This is a genomic window from Streptacidiphilus sp. PB12-B1b (assembly GCF_014084125.1).
Classification (GTDB): Bacteria; Actinomycetota; Actinomycetes; order Streptomycetales; family Streptomycetaceae; genus Streptacidiphilus.
This window is the reverse complement of the sequence record NZ_CP048405.1, coordinates 2021561-2036109: the sequence shown is the minus strand read 5'-3', so window position 1 is coordinate 2036109 and position 14549 is coordinate 2021561. Positions and strand designations below refer to the sequence as shown.

Sequence of the window (14549 nt, the reverse complement as noted above, 5' to 3'; positions counted from 1 at the left end):
GCCATGGCCGACGACATCCTCACCATCGCCGACCGCTCCTTCGGCTCCCGGCTGATCATGGGCACCGGCGGCGCGCCCAGCCTGGACGTGCTGGAGCAGGCGCTGAAGCTGTCCGGGACCGAGCTGACCACGGTCGCCATGCGCAGGGTCAACCCGGCCGCGCGCGGCTCGGTGCTGGAGGTGCTGCGGCGCAACGGCATCCAGGTGCTGCCCAACACCGCGGGCTGCTTCACCGCGGGCGAGGCCGTGCTCACCGCCCGGCTGGCCCGCGAGGCCCTGGAGACCGACTGGGTCAAGCTGGAGGTGGTCGCCGACGAGCGGACGCTGCTGCCCGACCCGGTCGAACTGCTGGACGCGGCCGAGACCCTGGTGGACGACGGCTTCGTGGTGCTGCCGTACACCAACGACGACCCGGTGCTGGCCCGGAAGCTGGAGGACGTGGGCTGCGCCGCGGTGATGCCGCTGGGCTCGCCGATCGGCTCCGGCCTGGGCATCCGCAACCCGCACAACTTCCAGCTGATCGTGGAGCGGGCCGGGGTGCCGGTGATCCTGGACGCCGGCGCGGGCACGGCCTCGGACGCGGCGCTGGCCATGGAGCTGGGGTGCGCGGCGGTGATGCTGGCCACCGCCGTCACCCGGGCGCAGGAGCCCGCGCTGATGGCCGAGGCGATGCGGCGGGCGGTCGAGGCCGGGCGGCTGGCCCGCCGGGCCGGGCGGATTCCGCGCCGGTTCCACGCCGAGGCGTCGTCACCCATGGCCGGGCGCGCCGAGTTCGACCCGGAGGCCCCGGCCTTCTGACCGCCGCTCACCGCACGGGCGCGGCAGCGTTCGGCAACGATCGGGTCTCCCCTGCTCACCCGGCGGCCGCCGGGCCCCGTAAACTCACGAGGATGGACACGACCCTGCACGATCCGCTCCTCGGGCGGATGCTCGACGGCCGCTACCGGGTCGAGCAGCGCATCGCCGTCGGCGGCATGGCCACTGTCTACCGGGCGGTGGACACCCGGCTGGACCGCACGGTCGCGCTGAAGGTGATGCACGCGGGGCTCGCGTCCGACCCGGACTTCACTGCCCGCTTCATCCGCGAGGCCAAGGCCGTCGCCCGGCTGTCGCACCCGAACGTGGTCAACGTCTACGACCAGGGCAGCGACAGCGGCGTGGTGTTCCTGTCGATGGAGTACGTGCCCGGCTGGACCCTGCGCGACCTGCTGCGGGACCGGGGGGCGCTGAACCCGCGGATGGTCCTGGACATCCTGGAGCCGGTCCTGGCGGCGCTCGGCGCGGCCCACCGCGCGGGCCTGGTGCACCGCGACGTGAAGCCGGAGAACGTGCTGCTCACCGAGGACGGCCGGGTCAAGGTCGCCGACTTCGGGCTGGTCCGGGCGATGACCGGGGAGAGCTCGGTGACGACCGGTCAGGTCATGGGCACGGTCGCCTATCTGGCGCCGGAGCAGATCCAGCAGGGCGAGACCGACCCCCGCACCGACGTCTACGCCTGCGGGGTGATGCTGTTCGAGATGCTGACCGGCGCCAAGCCGCACACCGGCGAGTCCCCGATGCAGGTCATCTACCAGCACCTGAGCACGGACGTGCCGCCGCCCTCCACCCTGGTGCCGGGCCTGCCGCCGGAGCTGGACGCCATAACGCTGGCGGCGACCGCCCGGGACGCCCACCGCAGGCCGCACGACGCCGTCGCGCTGCTGGCCCTGCTGCAGCAGGTCCGGCGCAGGCTGACCCCGGAGCAGCTGGACGCCGAGCCCGCCGCCGCGCCGCCCCTGCGGATGCCGGACGCGCCCCCTCCGGGCGGCGACCGGACGACGGTGCTGCCCGGCGGGGAGCGGACGACGGTGCTGCCCCCGCCGCCCGGGGCCGCCCCGGTGGAGCGCACCAGCATCATGCCGGGCCTGCCCGAGCTGCCCCCGGAGCTGGTGATGCCCCGGCACGAGCAGCCCGAGGAGTTCGCCCCGCCGCCGCGCCGGGCCGGGCGGGCCGGGCGCGGGCGCGCCGGGCGGCGGAACCGCTGGGTGCTGCCGCTGTCGGTGGTGGTGGGGCTGGCCCTGGTGGCCGGGATCGTCGCCTGGGCGCTGACCGGCGCGCTGTACCTGACCATGCCGAACGTGGCGGGCCGGAGCCAGGCCGCGGCGGCGCAGTCGCTGCGCGCCGACGGCCTGGGCGTGACCGTGGTCCAGCAGTTCGATGTGACCGTCCCGGCCGGCCAGGCGATCGGCACCGTGCCCGGCGCGGGCGCCCGGGTCCGCAAGGACGCCTCGGTGGTGCTGGACGTCTCCAAGGGCCCGGACCGGCCCGCGGTCCCGGCCGTCGCCGGGAAGCCGCTGGCCGCCGCCAAGCAGGCGATCACCGCCGCCGGGCTGGTGGCGGGCAGCGTCACGCAGCAGAGCAGCAGCAGCGTCCCGCAGGGGGACGTGGTGGGCACCGACCCGGCGGCCGGCACCCGGCAGCAGCCGAACACCGTGATCCGTCTGATCGTCAGCACCGGTGTGCCTCCGGCGAACCTGCCGAACGTGGTGGGCGAGCCGGTGGCGCAGGCCATGGCCGACCTGCACGGCGCGGGCTTCGCCGTCCAGGTGGACCCGACCTATGTGCACTCCGGCGTGGCGGCCGGCTCGGTGGTCGGCCAGAGCCCGGACGGCGCGACCGCGGCGGCCGGCTCCACCGTGACGCTGACCGTCTCCTCCGGTCCGGTGCAGGTGACCGTGCCGGACGTCAGCGGCGACGACGAGGCGCAGGCCAGGAGCGCGCTGACGGCGGCCGGGTTCAAGGTCAAGGTGCACAAGTTCCTGCCGTTCGGCGACCCCACGGTGACCAGCCAGAGCCCGGGCGGCGGCTCGCAGGCCGACCAGGGCAGCACGGTGACCATCACGCTGTTCTGACCCGCCGCCCCCGGCCGCGCCGACGGCGGCCGGGACACGCCCGGCACGGCGGCGGCAGCCCCCGCCCGCAGCACGGCGGGGGCTGATCGGTAGGCTTCATGGGCATGAGCTCACCTGCCCCGGCTGACCTTTTCGAGAGCATGGCGACCATGAGCGCCATGCGCCGGCTGAGCACCGAACCGGTGCCGGACGAGATGCTGGCACGACTGGTCCAGGCGGCCGTGTACGGGCCGAGCGGGTCCAACGCCCAGGACTACCAGTACGTGCTGGTGACGGACCGCCAGGTGATGGCGAAGCTCGCGCCGCTGTGGTCGCGCTGCGTGGACGCCTACCTCGCCTCGGTCGGCCGCACCCTGGCCGCGACCATGGACGACGACGCCTTCGAGCAGATGCGCGCCGCGATCGAGTACCAGCGGGACCACTTCGCGGACACCCCGGCCCTGGTCATCCCCTGCTACCACCTGCCGAAGGTCAGCGCCGACCTGGACGGCCTGCGCGGCGTGGTCACCCAGCTCGGCACCGCCGGGCTGGGCCGGCTGGCGGCGCACGGCGGCCGGATCAGCCTGCTGGCGGAGGCGTCCAGCGTCTATCCGGGCACGCAGAACCTGCTGCTGGCGGCCCGCACCCTGGGCCTGGGCGCGAGCCTGACGATCTGGCACCTGATGCTGGAGCGGGAGTGGAAGGCCGCCCTGGGCATCCCCTCCGAGGTGCACACCTTCGCGGTGATCCCGATCGGCTGGCCGCTGGACGCGTTCGGCCCGGTGGACCACCGCCCGGTGGCGGAGGTCCTGCACCGCGACCGCTGGTGACCGGGCGTCAGCCCAGCGCCTCGGCGGCCTCGCGCCCGATCCTGGTGACGACGTCGACTCCGGAGTCGGCCGGCGCCGGGCGCGGCGCGGTGAGGCCGTCGCGCCCGGCCTGCTCGAGGCGCTCGGCCCGCCCGGTGCGGGAGACCAGGGTGTAGCCGAGGCGCCCGGGCACCGCCCCGCTGGGCCTGTTGGCCTCGTCGTAGTGGATCTCCACATGGGTGGTGCCGGTCAGCCGGAACGCCTCGCGGGTGAGTGCGGCGGCGGCCGAGGTCGCCAGGCCGCGCCCGGTCCAGCCGGAGTGCAGCCAGTAGCCGATCTCCAGGCCGCCCGGGCCGATCCGCCGCATCATGCTGCAACTGCCCACCAGGACGCCCTCGGTGGTGATGGCGTAGTTGAACGCCGCGCCGGACTCCCAGTCGAGCTGGGCCCGGTCCAGGTAGTCGGCCACGCTCTCCCGGCTGTGGGCGGCGGCCCAGGGCATCCACGGCAGCAGGTGCTCCAGCGACTCGCTGATGGCGCGTTCCAGCGCGTCCAGGTCGTCCGGGCGGTAGCGGCGCAGGACGACCCGGTCGCGGGTGAGGGTCTCGGCAGGCTGTTCCATCCCATGATCCTGCCGAACCGGCTCCGCCGACCGCAATCGGTTTGCCCTCAGAACTCCGGGCCGTCGCCGGGCTGCTCCTGGTAGGAGTAGCGCTGCTCGGCCCAGGGGTCGCCGAGGTTGTGGTAGCCGCGCTCCTCCCAGAAGCCGCGGCGGTCGGCGGTCATGTACTCGACCGCGCGGACCCACTTGGGGCCCTTCCAGGCGTACAGCCCGGGCACGACCAGGCGGACCGGGAAGCCGTGCTCGACGGTGAGCGCCTCGCCGTTGCGGTGGGTGGCGAAGACGGTCGACGGGTGGGCGAAGTCGGCCAGCCGCAGGTTGGCGCTGTAGCCGTACTCCGCCCAGACCATGACGTGGGTGGTGTCGGCGGCGGGCGGCACCAGGTCGAGCACGGTCCGCGCGGTCACCCCGCCCCAGTGGCTGCCCAGCATCGAGAAGCGGGTGACGCAGTGCAGGTCGGCGGTGACCGCGGTGTGCGGCAGGGTGCTGAAGCGCGGGTGGTCCCAGCTGTGCTTCTGCCCGTCGGCGGTCGCCCCGAAGACCTGGAAGTCCCAGCTGAGCGGCTTGAACCTGGGCACCGGACCGTAGTGCAGAACCGGCCAGCCGCGCTGTCGGCGCTGGCCCGGCGGCAGCTCGCCGGAGCCGCTTCCGTGGGCCCTGGCCTGGTCGTTCTCGGTCTGACCCATGCGTCCATGGTGACAGACGTCCGGAATCCGACGCGTGCCGGTCCGCGCGGCGGCCATCGGGGCGGCCGCCCGGCCGCGCCCGCTAGGACTCGGGCTGCTCGATCAGCTGCGCGATGTAGAGCGCGTCCCCGAGCTTCTCGACCAGCTCCAGCTGGGTGTCCAGGTAGTCGATGTGGTGCTCCTCGTCCTTGAGGATGTCCTCGAAGATGCGGGCCGAGGTGACGTCGCCCTTGGCGCGCATCAGCGCGATGCCGCGCCGGAGCCGGTCGATGGCCTCGATCTCGACCTGCCGGTCGGCCTCGAACATCTCCTTGACGGTCTGGCCGATGCGGATGTGGAACAGCCGCTGGTAGTTGGGCAGCCCCTCGAGGAACAGGATCCGGTCGGTCAGGATCTCGGCGTGCTTCATCTCGTCGAAGGACTCGTGCCGGGTGTACTCGGCGAGCTTGGTCCATCCGTTGTTCTCCTGCATGCGCGAATGCAGGAAGTACTGGTTGATGGCCGTCAGCTCGGCGGTCAACTGCTCGTTGAGGAATTCGATAACTTCCGGGTCACCCTGCACGGCAGCGTGACTCCTTTCCGGGGTAGCCGATGGTGGGCCGCATCCTCGCACCGCGGAGGAACTACGTCCAGTAAGCCCACGCTTACCCAGAGCTACCCGGAGGGGTGGATCAGGCGGCTTCCGCTGCCGTCTCGGCGGCGGGATCGACAGCAGGACCGGTGGCGGAAGCGGCGACGGCCAGCCCCAGGCGGGCGGCGAGCCGGGGGGTGGGGCACGGCCGGGCGCCCTCATGGCCGAGCATGGCCTGGATCCGCCGCACGCAGGAGCCGCAGTCCGTCCCGGCCTTGCAGCCGCCGGCGACCTGGCGCGGGGTGGTGGCACCCGCGGCTATCTCCTCGCGGACGCGCTGCTCAGTGACCGCATGGCACAGGCACACGTACATACGGGCAGCTCCTGTCGAGGGCGAGAATCAGCTAAGGCTAACCTTACCCAATGCTCCAGGATGCTCAAAGGTCCCCCTGGTTCCGTTCGACCGGAACCGGAGGGACCTTCGTCACATCCGGGCCCCGCGGGGCGCGCCGGACGGCCGGGCTCACGCCTGCCGGTACATCTCCGCCACCAGGAAGGCCAGGTCGAGCGACTGGCTGCGGTTCAGCCGGGGGTCGCAGGCCGTCTCGTAGCGCTGGTGCAGATCGTCCACGAAGACCTCGTCGCCGCCGCCCACGCACTCGGTGACGTCGTCGCCGGTCAGCTCCACATGGATGCCGCCCGGGTGGGTGCCCAGCGCGCTGTGCACCTCGAAGAAGCCCTTGACCTCGTCCAGCACGTCGTCGAAGCGGCGGGTCTTGTGCCCGGTCTCCGCCTCGAAGGTGTTGCCGTGCATGGGGTCGCAGATCCAGACCACCTGGGCGCCGCTGGCGGTGACCTTCTCCACCAGCTCCGGCAGCCGGTCGCGGACCTTGTCCTTGCCCATCCGGGTGATGAAGGTCAGCCGGCCGGGCTCGCGCTCCGGGTCCAGCCGGTCGATCAGGGTCAGCGCCTCGTCCACGGTGGTGGTGGGGCCGAGCTTGACCCCGACCGGGTTGCTGATCCTGGAGGCGAACTCGATGTGGGCGTGGTCCAGCTGCCGGGTCCGCTCGCCGATCCAGACCATGTGGCCGGAGACGTCGTAGAGCCGCCCGGTGCGGGAGTCGGTGCGGGTCAGCGCCGTCTCGTAGTCCAGCACCAGCGCCTCGTGCGAGGAGTAGAACTCGACCGTGCGGAACTCCTCCGGGTCCACCCCGCAGGCGTTCATGAAGGACAGCGCGCTGTCGATCTCCTTGGCCAGGCGCTCGTAGCGCTGGCCGGAGGGCGAGCTGCGGACGAAGTCCTGGTTCCAGGCGTGCACCTGGCGCAGGTCGGCGTAGCCGCCGGTGGTGAAGGCGCGCACCAGGTTCAGGGTCGAGGCGGAGGCGTTGTACATCCGCTTCAGCCGCTCCGGGTCCGGCCGGCGGGACTCCTCGGTGAAGGCGAAGCCGTTCACCGAGTCGCCGCGGTACACCGGCAGGGTCACCCCGTCGCGGGTCTCGGTCGCCTTGGAGCGGGGCTTGGAGTACTGCCCGGCGATCCGGCCGACCTTGACCACCGGCACCGAGGCGGCATAGGTGAGCACCACGGCCATCTGCAGCAGGGTCTTCAGCTTGTTGCGGATCTGGTCCGCCGACACACCGTCGAACGCCTCGGCGCAGTCGCCGCCCTGGAGCAGGAAGGCCTCTCCACGGGCGACGGCGGCGAGCCGGGTACGAAGCTGGTCGCACTCACCGGCGAAAACCAACGGAGGATAGGAGGCGAGATCGGCAAGGGACGCGCGCAGAGCCTCGTGGTCCGGCCATTCGGGCTGCTGCGCCGCGGGCAGGGACTGCCAGGAGTGGACCTGGTCCAGGGATTCAGCGTTCACGGTCACGGAGCCAAGGCTACGGGGTCGCGGAGCGGAACAGACCCGAACGCCCGATGGATGAGACGGCCGCCGGACAGCGCCCCCGGCGGCACCGGCCGGTCGGCGCCGGGGGCGTGACGACGGACACACCGGCCGCCCGGTGTCGGCGCCGCGCACTTTCCGCTGGTGGCGGAGCGGCCCCGGGGCTGCCCGCTGATCGCCCGTTTCCGGACGGGCCCGGCGGGCGCGCGGCGGGGCGGCCGTTGCGCGTCCGGCACGGAAACCGGCCCTGAACGGCCGGTGCCCTTCCAGCGCCGGACCGCCCCGGAGGGCGCGCGGCTGTGACCGACGCCACATCCGGATCCGCCGCTGCCGCAGTGCGGGCCGGACCGGTCCGGCCCGGCGGGCTCGGCTACCGGGCCGCGTCGATGGCGCTCTGGAGCGAGCCGATGTAGCCCTGGCTGGTGAAGGTCGCGCCGGAGACCGCGTCGATGTCCGCGTTCTGCGCCGCCAGCACCTCCTGGGTGAGGACCGGGATCGCCTGGGCGTTGATCTGCTCGTCGCGGGGGGTGCCGTCGGGCTCCTCCAGCACCGTGACGCCGGTGATCCTGCTGCCGTCGTACGCGACCCTGACCTGGACCGGGCCCAGCGGGGTGCCCACCGCGCCGCCGGTCACCGTGTGCACGCCGGTGACCGGCCCGCTGGCGCCCTGCGCGGCGACGACCGGGGCGGCGGCGGCCGTGCCGGTGTGGTGCGGCTTGGCGGCGAGCAGCAGCAGCACGCCGAAGGCGGTGCCGCCGGCGGTCAGGGCGAATCGGCGCATCACGTCTGCCTGCCTCTCCGGGGTATGGGGATCAGAACTCGAAGGACTCGTGGTGGATGCGGCGCGGCGGCACCCCGGCCGTGTCCAGGGCCTCGCGGGCGGTGGCGACCATCCCGGCCGGGCCGCACAGGTAGACGTCGTGGTCGCGCAGGTCGGGCAGCAGCCCGAGCAGGGTCCTGGTCTGCAGCGGCTCGCCGATCTCGGCCCGCGCCCCGACCAGGTAGTGCAGCCGGGCGCCACGGGCCGCCGCCACGGCCTCGAGCTCGTCCCGGAACAGCACGTCCTGCTCGCTGCCCGCCCGGTAGAGCAGGGTGAGCCCGCCGGGCGCGGCCGGGACGGTCTCGAACAGCGTGCGCAGCGGGGTGATGCCGACCCCGGCGGCCAGCAGCAGCACCTTGGGGGCGCTGCGCCGGTCGGCGGTGAACGCGCCGTACGGCCCCTCGGCGACGACCCGGGTGCCGGGCCGCAGCGTCCGCAGCGCGGCGCTGTGGCCGCCGCGCTCGCGGACGGTGATCCGCAGCGGGCCGCCGCCGGGCGGGGCCGACAGCGAGTACGGGTTGGCGGACCAGGCCAGGCCGGGGGCGAGGAAGCGCCAGCGGAAGAACTGCCCGGGCCGGGTGCGGGCGGCCAGCTCGTCCAGGCGGCGGCCGGTGACCAGCACCGAGACCACGCCCGGCGCCTCGGTGCGGACCTCGGCCACCCGCAGCCGGTGGCGCAGCGCGTCCCGGGCCGGGAGCACGAAGCGGAACCAGCCGATGGCCGCCGCCGCGCCCAGGTAGAGGCAGTACCAGGCGGCGCGGGCGGCCGGGTCGCGGAGGAACTCGTCGCCGTTGCTGAGCTGGTGGAAGAAGACCAGGACGATCGCCAGGTAGGTGGCCAGGTGCAGGTGGTACCAGGTCTCGTAGCGCAGCCTGCGGCGGGCGGCGCGGGCGGAGACCGCGGCGACGGCGAACAGCAGCAGCGTGCCGCAGACCGCCTTGAGCATGTCCGGGTAGTGGAAGACGATCTGCGCGGTCTGGTGCACGACGCCGCTGTCGTCGGTGAGCGAGTAGCCCCAGATGATCAGCGTCACATGGGCGATCACCAGGCCGACCATGTACCGGCCGCCCATGGCGTGCCAGCGGGCCAGCCGGTCGGTGCCCAGGGTGCGGTCGGCCGCCGGGATCCGCGCCATCAGCAGCACCAGCACCGGCGCGGTGTACCCGGCCAGCAGGCCGCACAGCCGGGCGCCGTTGGTGATCCACTGCCCGGCGCCGATGATCGCGCCGGTGTCGCTCCACCACAGCCAGAGCACGGCGGCCGCGCCCGCGCCGATGACGCCGAGCAGCGCCCGGGCGGCGGTGTCGGCGTGGCGCAGGGACGGCCCGGGGTCGGCGGCGGTGCGCGTCGCCACGGTGCTGGTCATAGGTCCTCCCGAACTGCTGCTGGGACGACACTCTGCCAGCGGTTTCTGTGGACAGGCCCAGAACCGGCGGCCCGGGCCGATCCATCGTATGCGCGCCGCCGGGCGGCCCCGGGGGCGGGGTGCGGCTCGGTCGGCGGGCGGGGTGCGGCTCGGTCAGCCGAAGAAGACGTCGAACTCGGCGTACAGCGCCGGGTCCACGGTCTTGATCCGGGCGGTGGCCTCGGCCAGCGGCACCCGGACGATGTCGGTGCCGCGCAGGGCCACCATCGTCCCGTAGGCGCCGTCGTGGACGGCGTCCACCGCGTGCAGTCCGAAGCGGGTGGCGAGCCAGCGGTCGAAGGCGCTCGGGGTGCCGCCGCGCTGGATGTGGCCGAGGACGGTGGTGCGGGCCTCCTTGCCGGTGCGGGCCTCGATCTCGTGGGCCAGCCACTCGCCGATGCCGGACAGCCGGACGTGCCCGAAGGCGTCCCGGGTGTCGTCCTTGAGCACCATCTGGCCCTCGACGGGCATGGCGCCCTCGGCGACCACCACGATCGGGGCGTAGTTGATCCTGAACCGCTGCTCGACCCAGGCGCAGACCTGCTCCATGTCGAAGCGGTGCTCGGGGATGAGGATGACGTTGGCCCCGCCGGCCACGCCCGAGTGCAGCGCGATCCATCCGGCGTGGCGGCCCATGACCTCGATCACCAGCACCCGCCGGTGCGACTCGGCAGTGGTGTGCAGCCGGTCGACGGCCTCGGTGGCGATGTTGACGGCGGTGTCGAAGCCGAAGGTGTAGTCGGTGGCGTTGAGGTCGTTGTCGATGGTCTTGGGGACGCCGACGACGTTCACGCCCTGGCCGCTGAGGGCGGCGGCGACGCCGAGGGTGTCCTCCCCGCCGATCGCTATCAGCGCGTCCACCCGGTGCGCCGCCAGGTTCTCCTTGACCTTGCGGATGCCGTCGGCGACGGTGAGCGGATTGGTGCGCGAGGAGCCGAGGACGGTTCCGCCGCGCGGCAGGATGCCCCGCACCTCGGCCACGCCGAGGGGGGTGGTGGCGCCGTCGAGCGGGCCGCGCCAGCCGTCCCGGAAGCCGGTGAACTCGTAGCCGTAGACCTCGACGCCCTTGCGCACGATCCCCCGGATGACCGCGTTCAGCCCCGGGCAGTCCCCTCCGCCGGTGAGCACTCCGATCCGCATCTCCGTCCCCTCCCATGAGTGTGACGAACCGTCACTTCACGGTAGCGGCGGGTGCGTCCGGTGCACCCCGGCGTGTCAGCCCTCGTCGTCCAGGCCGCGTTCGATGGCGTAGCGGACCAGCTCGACCCGGTTGTGCAACTGCAGCTTGCCGAGGGTGTTCTGGACGTGGTTCTGCACGGTGCGGTGCGACAGCACCAGCCGCTCGGCGATCTGCTTGTAGGAGAGGCCCTTGGCGACCAGCCGCAGCACTTCGGTCTCGCGGTCGGTGAGTTGGGGCGCGGCCGGGGTGCGGACCCCGGCCGGGGCGGGTTCGGCCGCCAGCCGCCGGTACTCGCCGAGCACCAGCCCGGCCAGCCCGGGGGTGAACACCGGGTCGCCCTCGGCGGTCCGGCGTACCGCGTCCAGGAGTTCCTCGCGGCTGGCGGACTTGACCAGGTAGCCGGTGGCCCCGGACTTCACCGCCTCCAGCACGTCGGCGTGCTCCCCGCTGGCCGACAACACCAGCACCTTAGGGGATGGTTGACGGGCCATCAGCTGGCGGCAGACCTCGACCCCGGGCAGGTCCGGCAGGTTGAGGTCGAGCACGACGACGTGCGCGGCCGCCGCCGGGGCCCGGCGCACCGCCTCGCGGCCGTCGCCCGCGGTCGCCACCACCTCGCAGCCCGCGTCGGCGAGGTCGCGGGCGACGGCCTCGCGCCACATGGGGTGGTCGTCCACCACCATGACCCTGATGGCCTGCTCGTCGGCGCTCATCGGCCGCTGCCCTCCTTGCTGTCAACGTCGTTGCTGCGGGCACCAGTTGGCGGGTGCCCGGTGCGGGCGCCGCGCGGCACCCGGAGCTCCACCTCGGTGCCCTGGCCGAGCGTGGAGAAGAGGTCCGCGCTGCCGCCGAGGTCGCGCAGCCGCCCCTGGATCGACTGGGACACCCCCAACCGCCCCTCCCGGGCGGCCTCGTGCAGCCGGGCGGCGGCGTCGAAGCCGGGGCCGTCGTCGCGGATGCTCACCACCACCTCGCCCGGCTCGTCCTCGACCAGGATCCAGGCCCGGGCCTCGCCCGCGTGCCTGCGGACGTTGTCCAGCGCGGCCCCGACGGCGGCGCTCAGCTCGCGGACGGCGTGGCCGGGCAGCAGCACCGGGGTGCCGGGCGCGGAGACGGTCACCCGGGCGTCCGCCAGCGGGGCGAGGTAGGAGCGCAGGTCCTGCTCGGCGTCGGCGTCCGGGGCGTCGGCGTCGGCGGTCCGCCCGCCGACCGCACCGAGCCCGCCGACCGCACCGAGCCCACCGCGCGGCAGCACCGGCGCCACGTACGAGGGGTTGGGCGCCAGGCCCTCGGCGACCAGGGCGCGCAGCGCGATCTCCTGCTCCCCCGCCATCCGCCCCAGCTCGGCGGCCTCGCCGCCGACCTCCGCGCCGCGCCGCTGGACCATGGCCAGCACCTGCAGCACCCCGTCGTGGATGTCCCGGGCCAGCCGCTCCCGCTCCCGGGTCGCCGCCTGGATCTCCAGCGCCCTGGCCAGGGTCCGCTCGCTGGCCCGGGCCACCTCGATGACGTAGCCGATGGCGACGCCGGCCAGCATCAGGATGACGATGTTGTGCAGGTCGCTGGCGGTCACCCCGCCCGCCTCGACGATGTCGGCCACCCCGACCACCAGGCCGGAGACGGCGGCGGGCAGCCAGCCGCCCATCACCGCGAAGCCGAGGACGGCCCCGGCGGCGCGGATGGTCGGCAGCGTGGGATCGCCCGCGGCGACCCCGGCGTGCGCGTCGAAGGCCCGGGTGAGCAGGATGCCGGCCACCACGATCGCCAGGTCGGCGTAGAGCCACGGCCAGCCGCAGCGCTGCTTGGACGAGAAGGGCCGCACGGTGGCGAGCGTCCACAGCGCCAGCACGGCCAGGTAGGCCCAGGCGCCGGGCCGGTCGTGGTAGTGCCCGGCGGCCCGGGGAAAGGTGCCGACCGCGTACACCAGGGTCAGCAGCCGGAACGCCGACACCGCGCGCCACAGCGGCTGCTCCACCGAGAAGCCGCCGCCGGTCCTGCCCCCGGCCTGTATGCCCGTCCCCACCGCAAGCCCCCCGTCCTGCCCGGCCGTGCCCTGCCCCTGGTCGCTACTGGTCGTCGTCGCCCTGCGCGTCGCCCTGCTTCTTGGCCTGCTTCTTCGCCTGCTTGCCGGCGTCCTGGAGCCGGCGCTTGGCGGCCGTGGCGTAGATGTCCACGTACTCCTGGCCGGACAGCCGCATGATCTCGTACATCACCTCGTCGGTGACCGAGCGCAGGATGAAGCGGTCGCTCTCCATGCCGTGGTAGCGGGAGAAGTCCATCGGCGCGCCGATGCGGATGCCCGGGCGGATGCCGAAGTTCGGCTTGACCTGGCCGGGCGGCTGCAGCTTGTCGGTGTTGATCATGGCCACCGGGATCACCGGCGCGCCGGTCGCCAGCGCGATCCGGGCCAGGCCGCCGACCTTGCCGCGGTAGAGCTTGCCGTCGGGCGAGCGGGTGCCCTCCGGGTAGACGCCGAACAGCTCGCCGCGCTCGATCACCTCGATGCCGCTGCGGATCGCCGCCTCCCCCGCGCCGCGCACCCCGGAGCGGTCCACCGGCAGCTGGCCGACACCCCGGAAGAACGCGGCCGTCAACTTGCCCTTGATCCCCGTTCCGGTGAAGTACTCGGACTTGGCGATGAAGGTCACCCGCCGACGCATCAGCGCGGGCAGGAAGAACGAGTCGGAGAAGGAGAGGTGGTTGCTGGCGAGGATGGCCGGACCCTCCTCGGGGATGTTGTCCATCCCCTCGACCCACGGACGGAAGAAGATCTTCAGCAGTGGGGCGACGATCATCTTCATCAGTCGGTAGAACAACCCTGGCCTCCAGATTAGCGAACCATCCATGCACCTTAGTGCCTCTGCGCAGACTGAGCTGTACGGCTGCCGCGACGGCATGGGACGATGCGCTGACCCCCCATGCGGAAGGAAGCGCAGATGCCGCTCTTGCCCGGTGCCGAGCCGTACCGCCACCAAGGCGGCCGTGTCGGCGTGCTGGTCTGCCACGGGTTCACCGGCTCGCCCCAGTCGATGCGGCCCTGGGCCGAGGCCGCCGCGGCGGACGGGCTCAGCGTCTCGCTGCCGCTGCTGCCCGGGCACGGCACCCAGTGGCGCGACCTGAACGTCACCCGCTGGCCGGACTGGTACGCGACCGTCGAGCGCGAGTTCGACGTGCTCGCCAAGGAGTGCGACCAGGTCTTCGTCTTCGGCCTGTCCATGGGCGGCCTGCTGTCGCTGCACCTGGCGGCCGAGCGCGGCGCGGCCGTCTCCGGGCTGGTGCTGGTCAACCCGCTGGTGCGGATGCCCGGACAGGCGCACCGGGCGCTGCCGCTGGTCCGGCACCTGATCCCGAGCCTGCCGGGGGTCTCCGACGACGTGGCCCTCCCCGGGGTGAGCGAGCAGGGCTACACCCGCACCCCGCTGCACGCGGCGCACTCCATGGCGCAGCTGGCCCGGATCGTGCAGTCCGAGCTGCCGCAGATCACCCAGCCGCTGCTGCTGTTCCGCAGCACCCAGGACCACGTCGTGCCGCCGCCGAGCGGCGCGCTGCTGCTCTCCCGGATCTCCTCGACCGATGTCGAGGAGCGGCTGCTCGAGCGCAGCTACCACGTGGCGACGCTGGACTACGACGCCGAGACGATCTTCGAGGGCAGTCTCGACTTCGTCCGGCGGCTGACCACCCCGGCGGAGGTGTGAGCC

General features: G+C 73.4%; 15 protein-coding genes. 4 read left to right on the top strand and 11 right to left on the bottom strand.

Annotated elements, in window-relative coordinates:
• Positions 1-3: 3 nt before the first annotated feature.
• The 3 genes from GXW83_RS09265 (at position 4) to GXW83_RS09255 (ending at position 3700) form a co-directional block, all read left to right on the top strand.
• Positions 4-798 (top strand): thiazole synthase, encoded by a 795-nt coding sequence (locus GXW83_RS09265; RefSeq protein ID WP_182442598.1) that lies wholly within the window; start codon positions 4-6, stop codon positions 796-798.
• Between the two features lie 92 nt (positions 799-890).
• Entirely contained in the window at positions 891-2891 is a 2001-nt protein-coding gene (gene pknB, locus GXW83_RS09260) for a Stk1 family PASTA domain-containing Ser/Thr kinase (protein ID WP_182442597.1), read from the top strand.
• Between the two features lie 140 nt (positions 2892-3031).
• Positions 3032-3700, top strand: coding sequence for a nitroreductase family protein (locus tag GXW83_RS09255; RefSeq protein ID WP_182447189.1), 669 nt, complete (start codon positions 3032-3034; stop codon positions 3698-3700).
• Positions 3701-3707: 7 nt separating this feature from the next.
• Here GXW83_RS09255 and GXW83_RS09250 read toward each other — a convergent pair whose 3' ends face one another.
• The 11 genes from GXW83_RS09250 to GXW83_RS09200 form a co-directional block, all read right to left on the bottom strand.
• Positions 3708-4301 (bottom strand): GNAT family N-acetyltransferase, encoded by a 594-nt coding sequence (locus GXW83_RS09250; protein ID WP_182442596.1) that lies wholly within the window; start codon positions 4299-4301, stop codon positions 3708-3710.
• A 47-nt stretch (positions 4302-4348) separates the two neighbouring features.
• Positions 4349-4987 (bottom strand): molybdopterin-dependent oxidoreductase, encoded by a 639-nt coding sequence (locus tag GXW83_RS09245; RefSeq protein WP_182442595.1) that lies wholly within the window; start codon positions 4985-4987, stop codon positions 4349-4351.
• A gap of 82 nt (positions 4988-5069) precedes the next feature.
• The gene (gene bfr, locus GXW83_RS09240) at positions 5070-5549 is read right to left on the bottom strand and encodes a bacterioferritin (RefSeq protein WP_182442594.1); all 480 of its coding nucleotides are present in this window, start codon (positions 5547-5549) and stop codon (positions 5070-5072) included.
• A gap of 109 nt (positions 5550-5658) precedes the next feature.
• The gene (locus GXW83_RS09235) at positions 5659-5931 is read right to left on the bottom strand and encodes a bacterioferritin-associated ferredoxin (RefSeq protein WP_182442593.1); all 273 of its coding nucleotides are present in this window, start codon (positions 5929-5931) and stop codon (positions 5659-5661) included.
• 150 nt (positions 5932-6081) lie between these two features.
• Positions 6082-7431 carry a class II 3-deoxy-7-phosphoheptulonate synthase gene (locus GXW83_RS09230; protein ID WP_182442592.1) on the bottom strand — a complete coding sequence of 450 codons (1350 nt, stop codon included), beginning with the start codon at positions 7429-7431 and terminating at the stop codon, positions 6082-6084.
• A gap of 385 nt (positions 7432-7816) precedes the next feature.
• The gene (locus GXW83_RS09225; protein WP_182442591.1) at positions 7817-8227 is read right to left on the bottom strand and encodes an FMN-binding protein; all 411 of its coding nucleotides are present in this window, start codon (positions 8225-8227) and stop codon (positions 7817-7819) included.
• A gap of 31 nt (positions 8228-8258) precedes the next feature.
• Positions 8259-9632, bottom strand: a complete 1374-nt coding sequence (locus GXW83_RS09220) for a ferric reductase-like transmembrane domain-containing protein (protein ID WP_182442590.1) — start codon at positions 9630-9632, stop codon at positions 8259-8261.
• A gap of 153 nt (positions 9633-9785) precedes the next feature.
• Positions 9786-10811, bottom strand: a complete 1026-nt coding sequence (locus GXW83_RS09215; protein ID WP_182442589.1) for a 6-phosphofructokinase — start codon at positions 10809-10811, stop codon at positions 9786-9788.
• A 75-nt stretch (positions 10812-10886) separates the two neighbouring features.
• Positions 10887-11564 carry a response regulator transcription factor gene (locus GXW83_RS09210; protein WP_182442588.1) on the bottom strand — a complete coding sequence of 226 codons (678 nt, stop codon included), beginning with the start codon at positions 11562-11564 and terminating at the stop codon, positions 10887-10889.
• On the bottom strand, positions 11561-12874 hold the full coding sequence (macS, locus tag GXW83_RS09205) for a MacS family sensor histidine kinase (RefSeq protein ID WP_225446860.1): 1314 nt from the start codon (positions 12872-12874) through the stop codon (positions 11561-11563). Before macS ends, GXW83_RS09210 begins: the two co-directional genes overlap by 4 nt.
• 43 nt (positions 12875-12917) lie before the next feature.
• On the bottom strand, positions 12918-13652 hold the full coding sequence (locus tag GXW83_RS09200; RefSeq protein ID WP_182447187.1) for a 1-acyl-sn-glycerol-3-phosphate acyltransferase: 735 nt from the start codon (positions 13650-13652) through the stop codon (positions 12918-12920).
• A 135-nt stretch (positions 13653-13787) separates the two neighbouring features.
• Here GXW83_RS09200 and GXW83_RS09195 point away from each other — a divergent pair, with 135 nt between their 5' ends.
• A complete protein-coding gene (locus GXW83_RS09195) occupies positions 13788-14546 on the top strand; it encodes a carboxylesterase (RefSeq protein WP_182442587.1) in 759 nt (252 codons plus the stop codon).
• Positions 14547-14549: the final 3 nt, after the last annotated feature.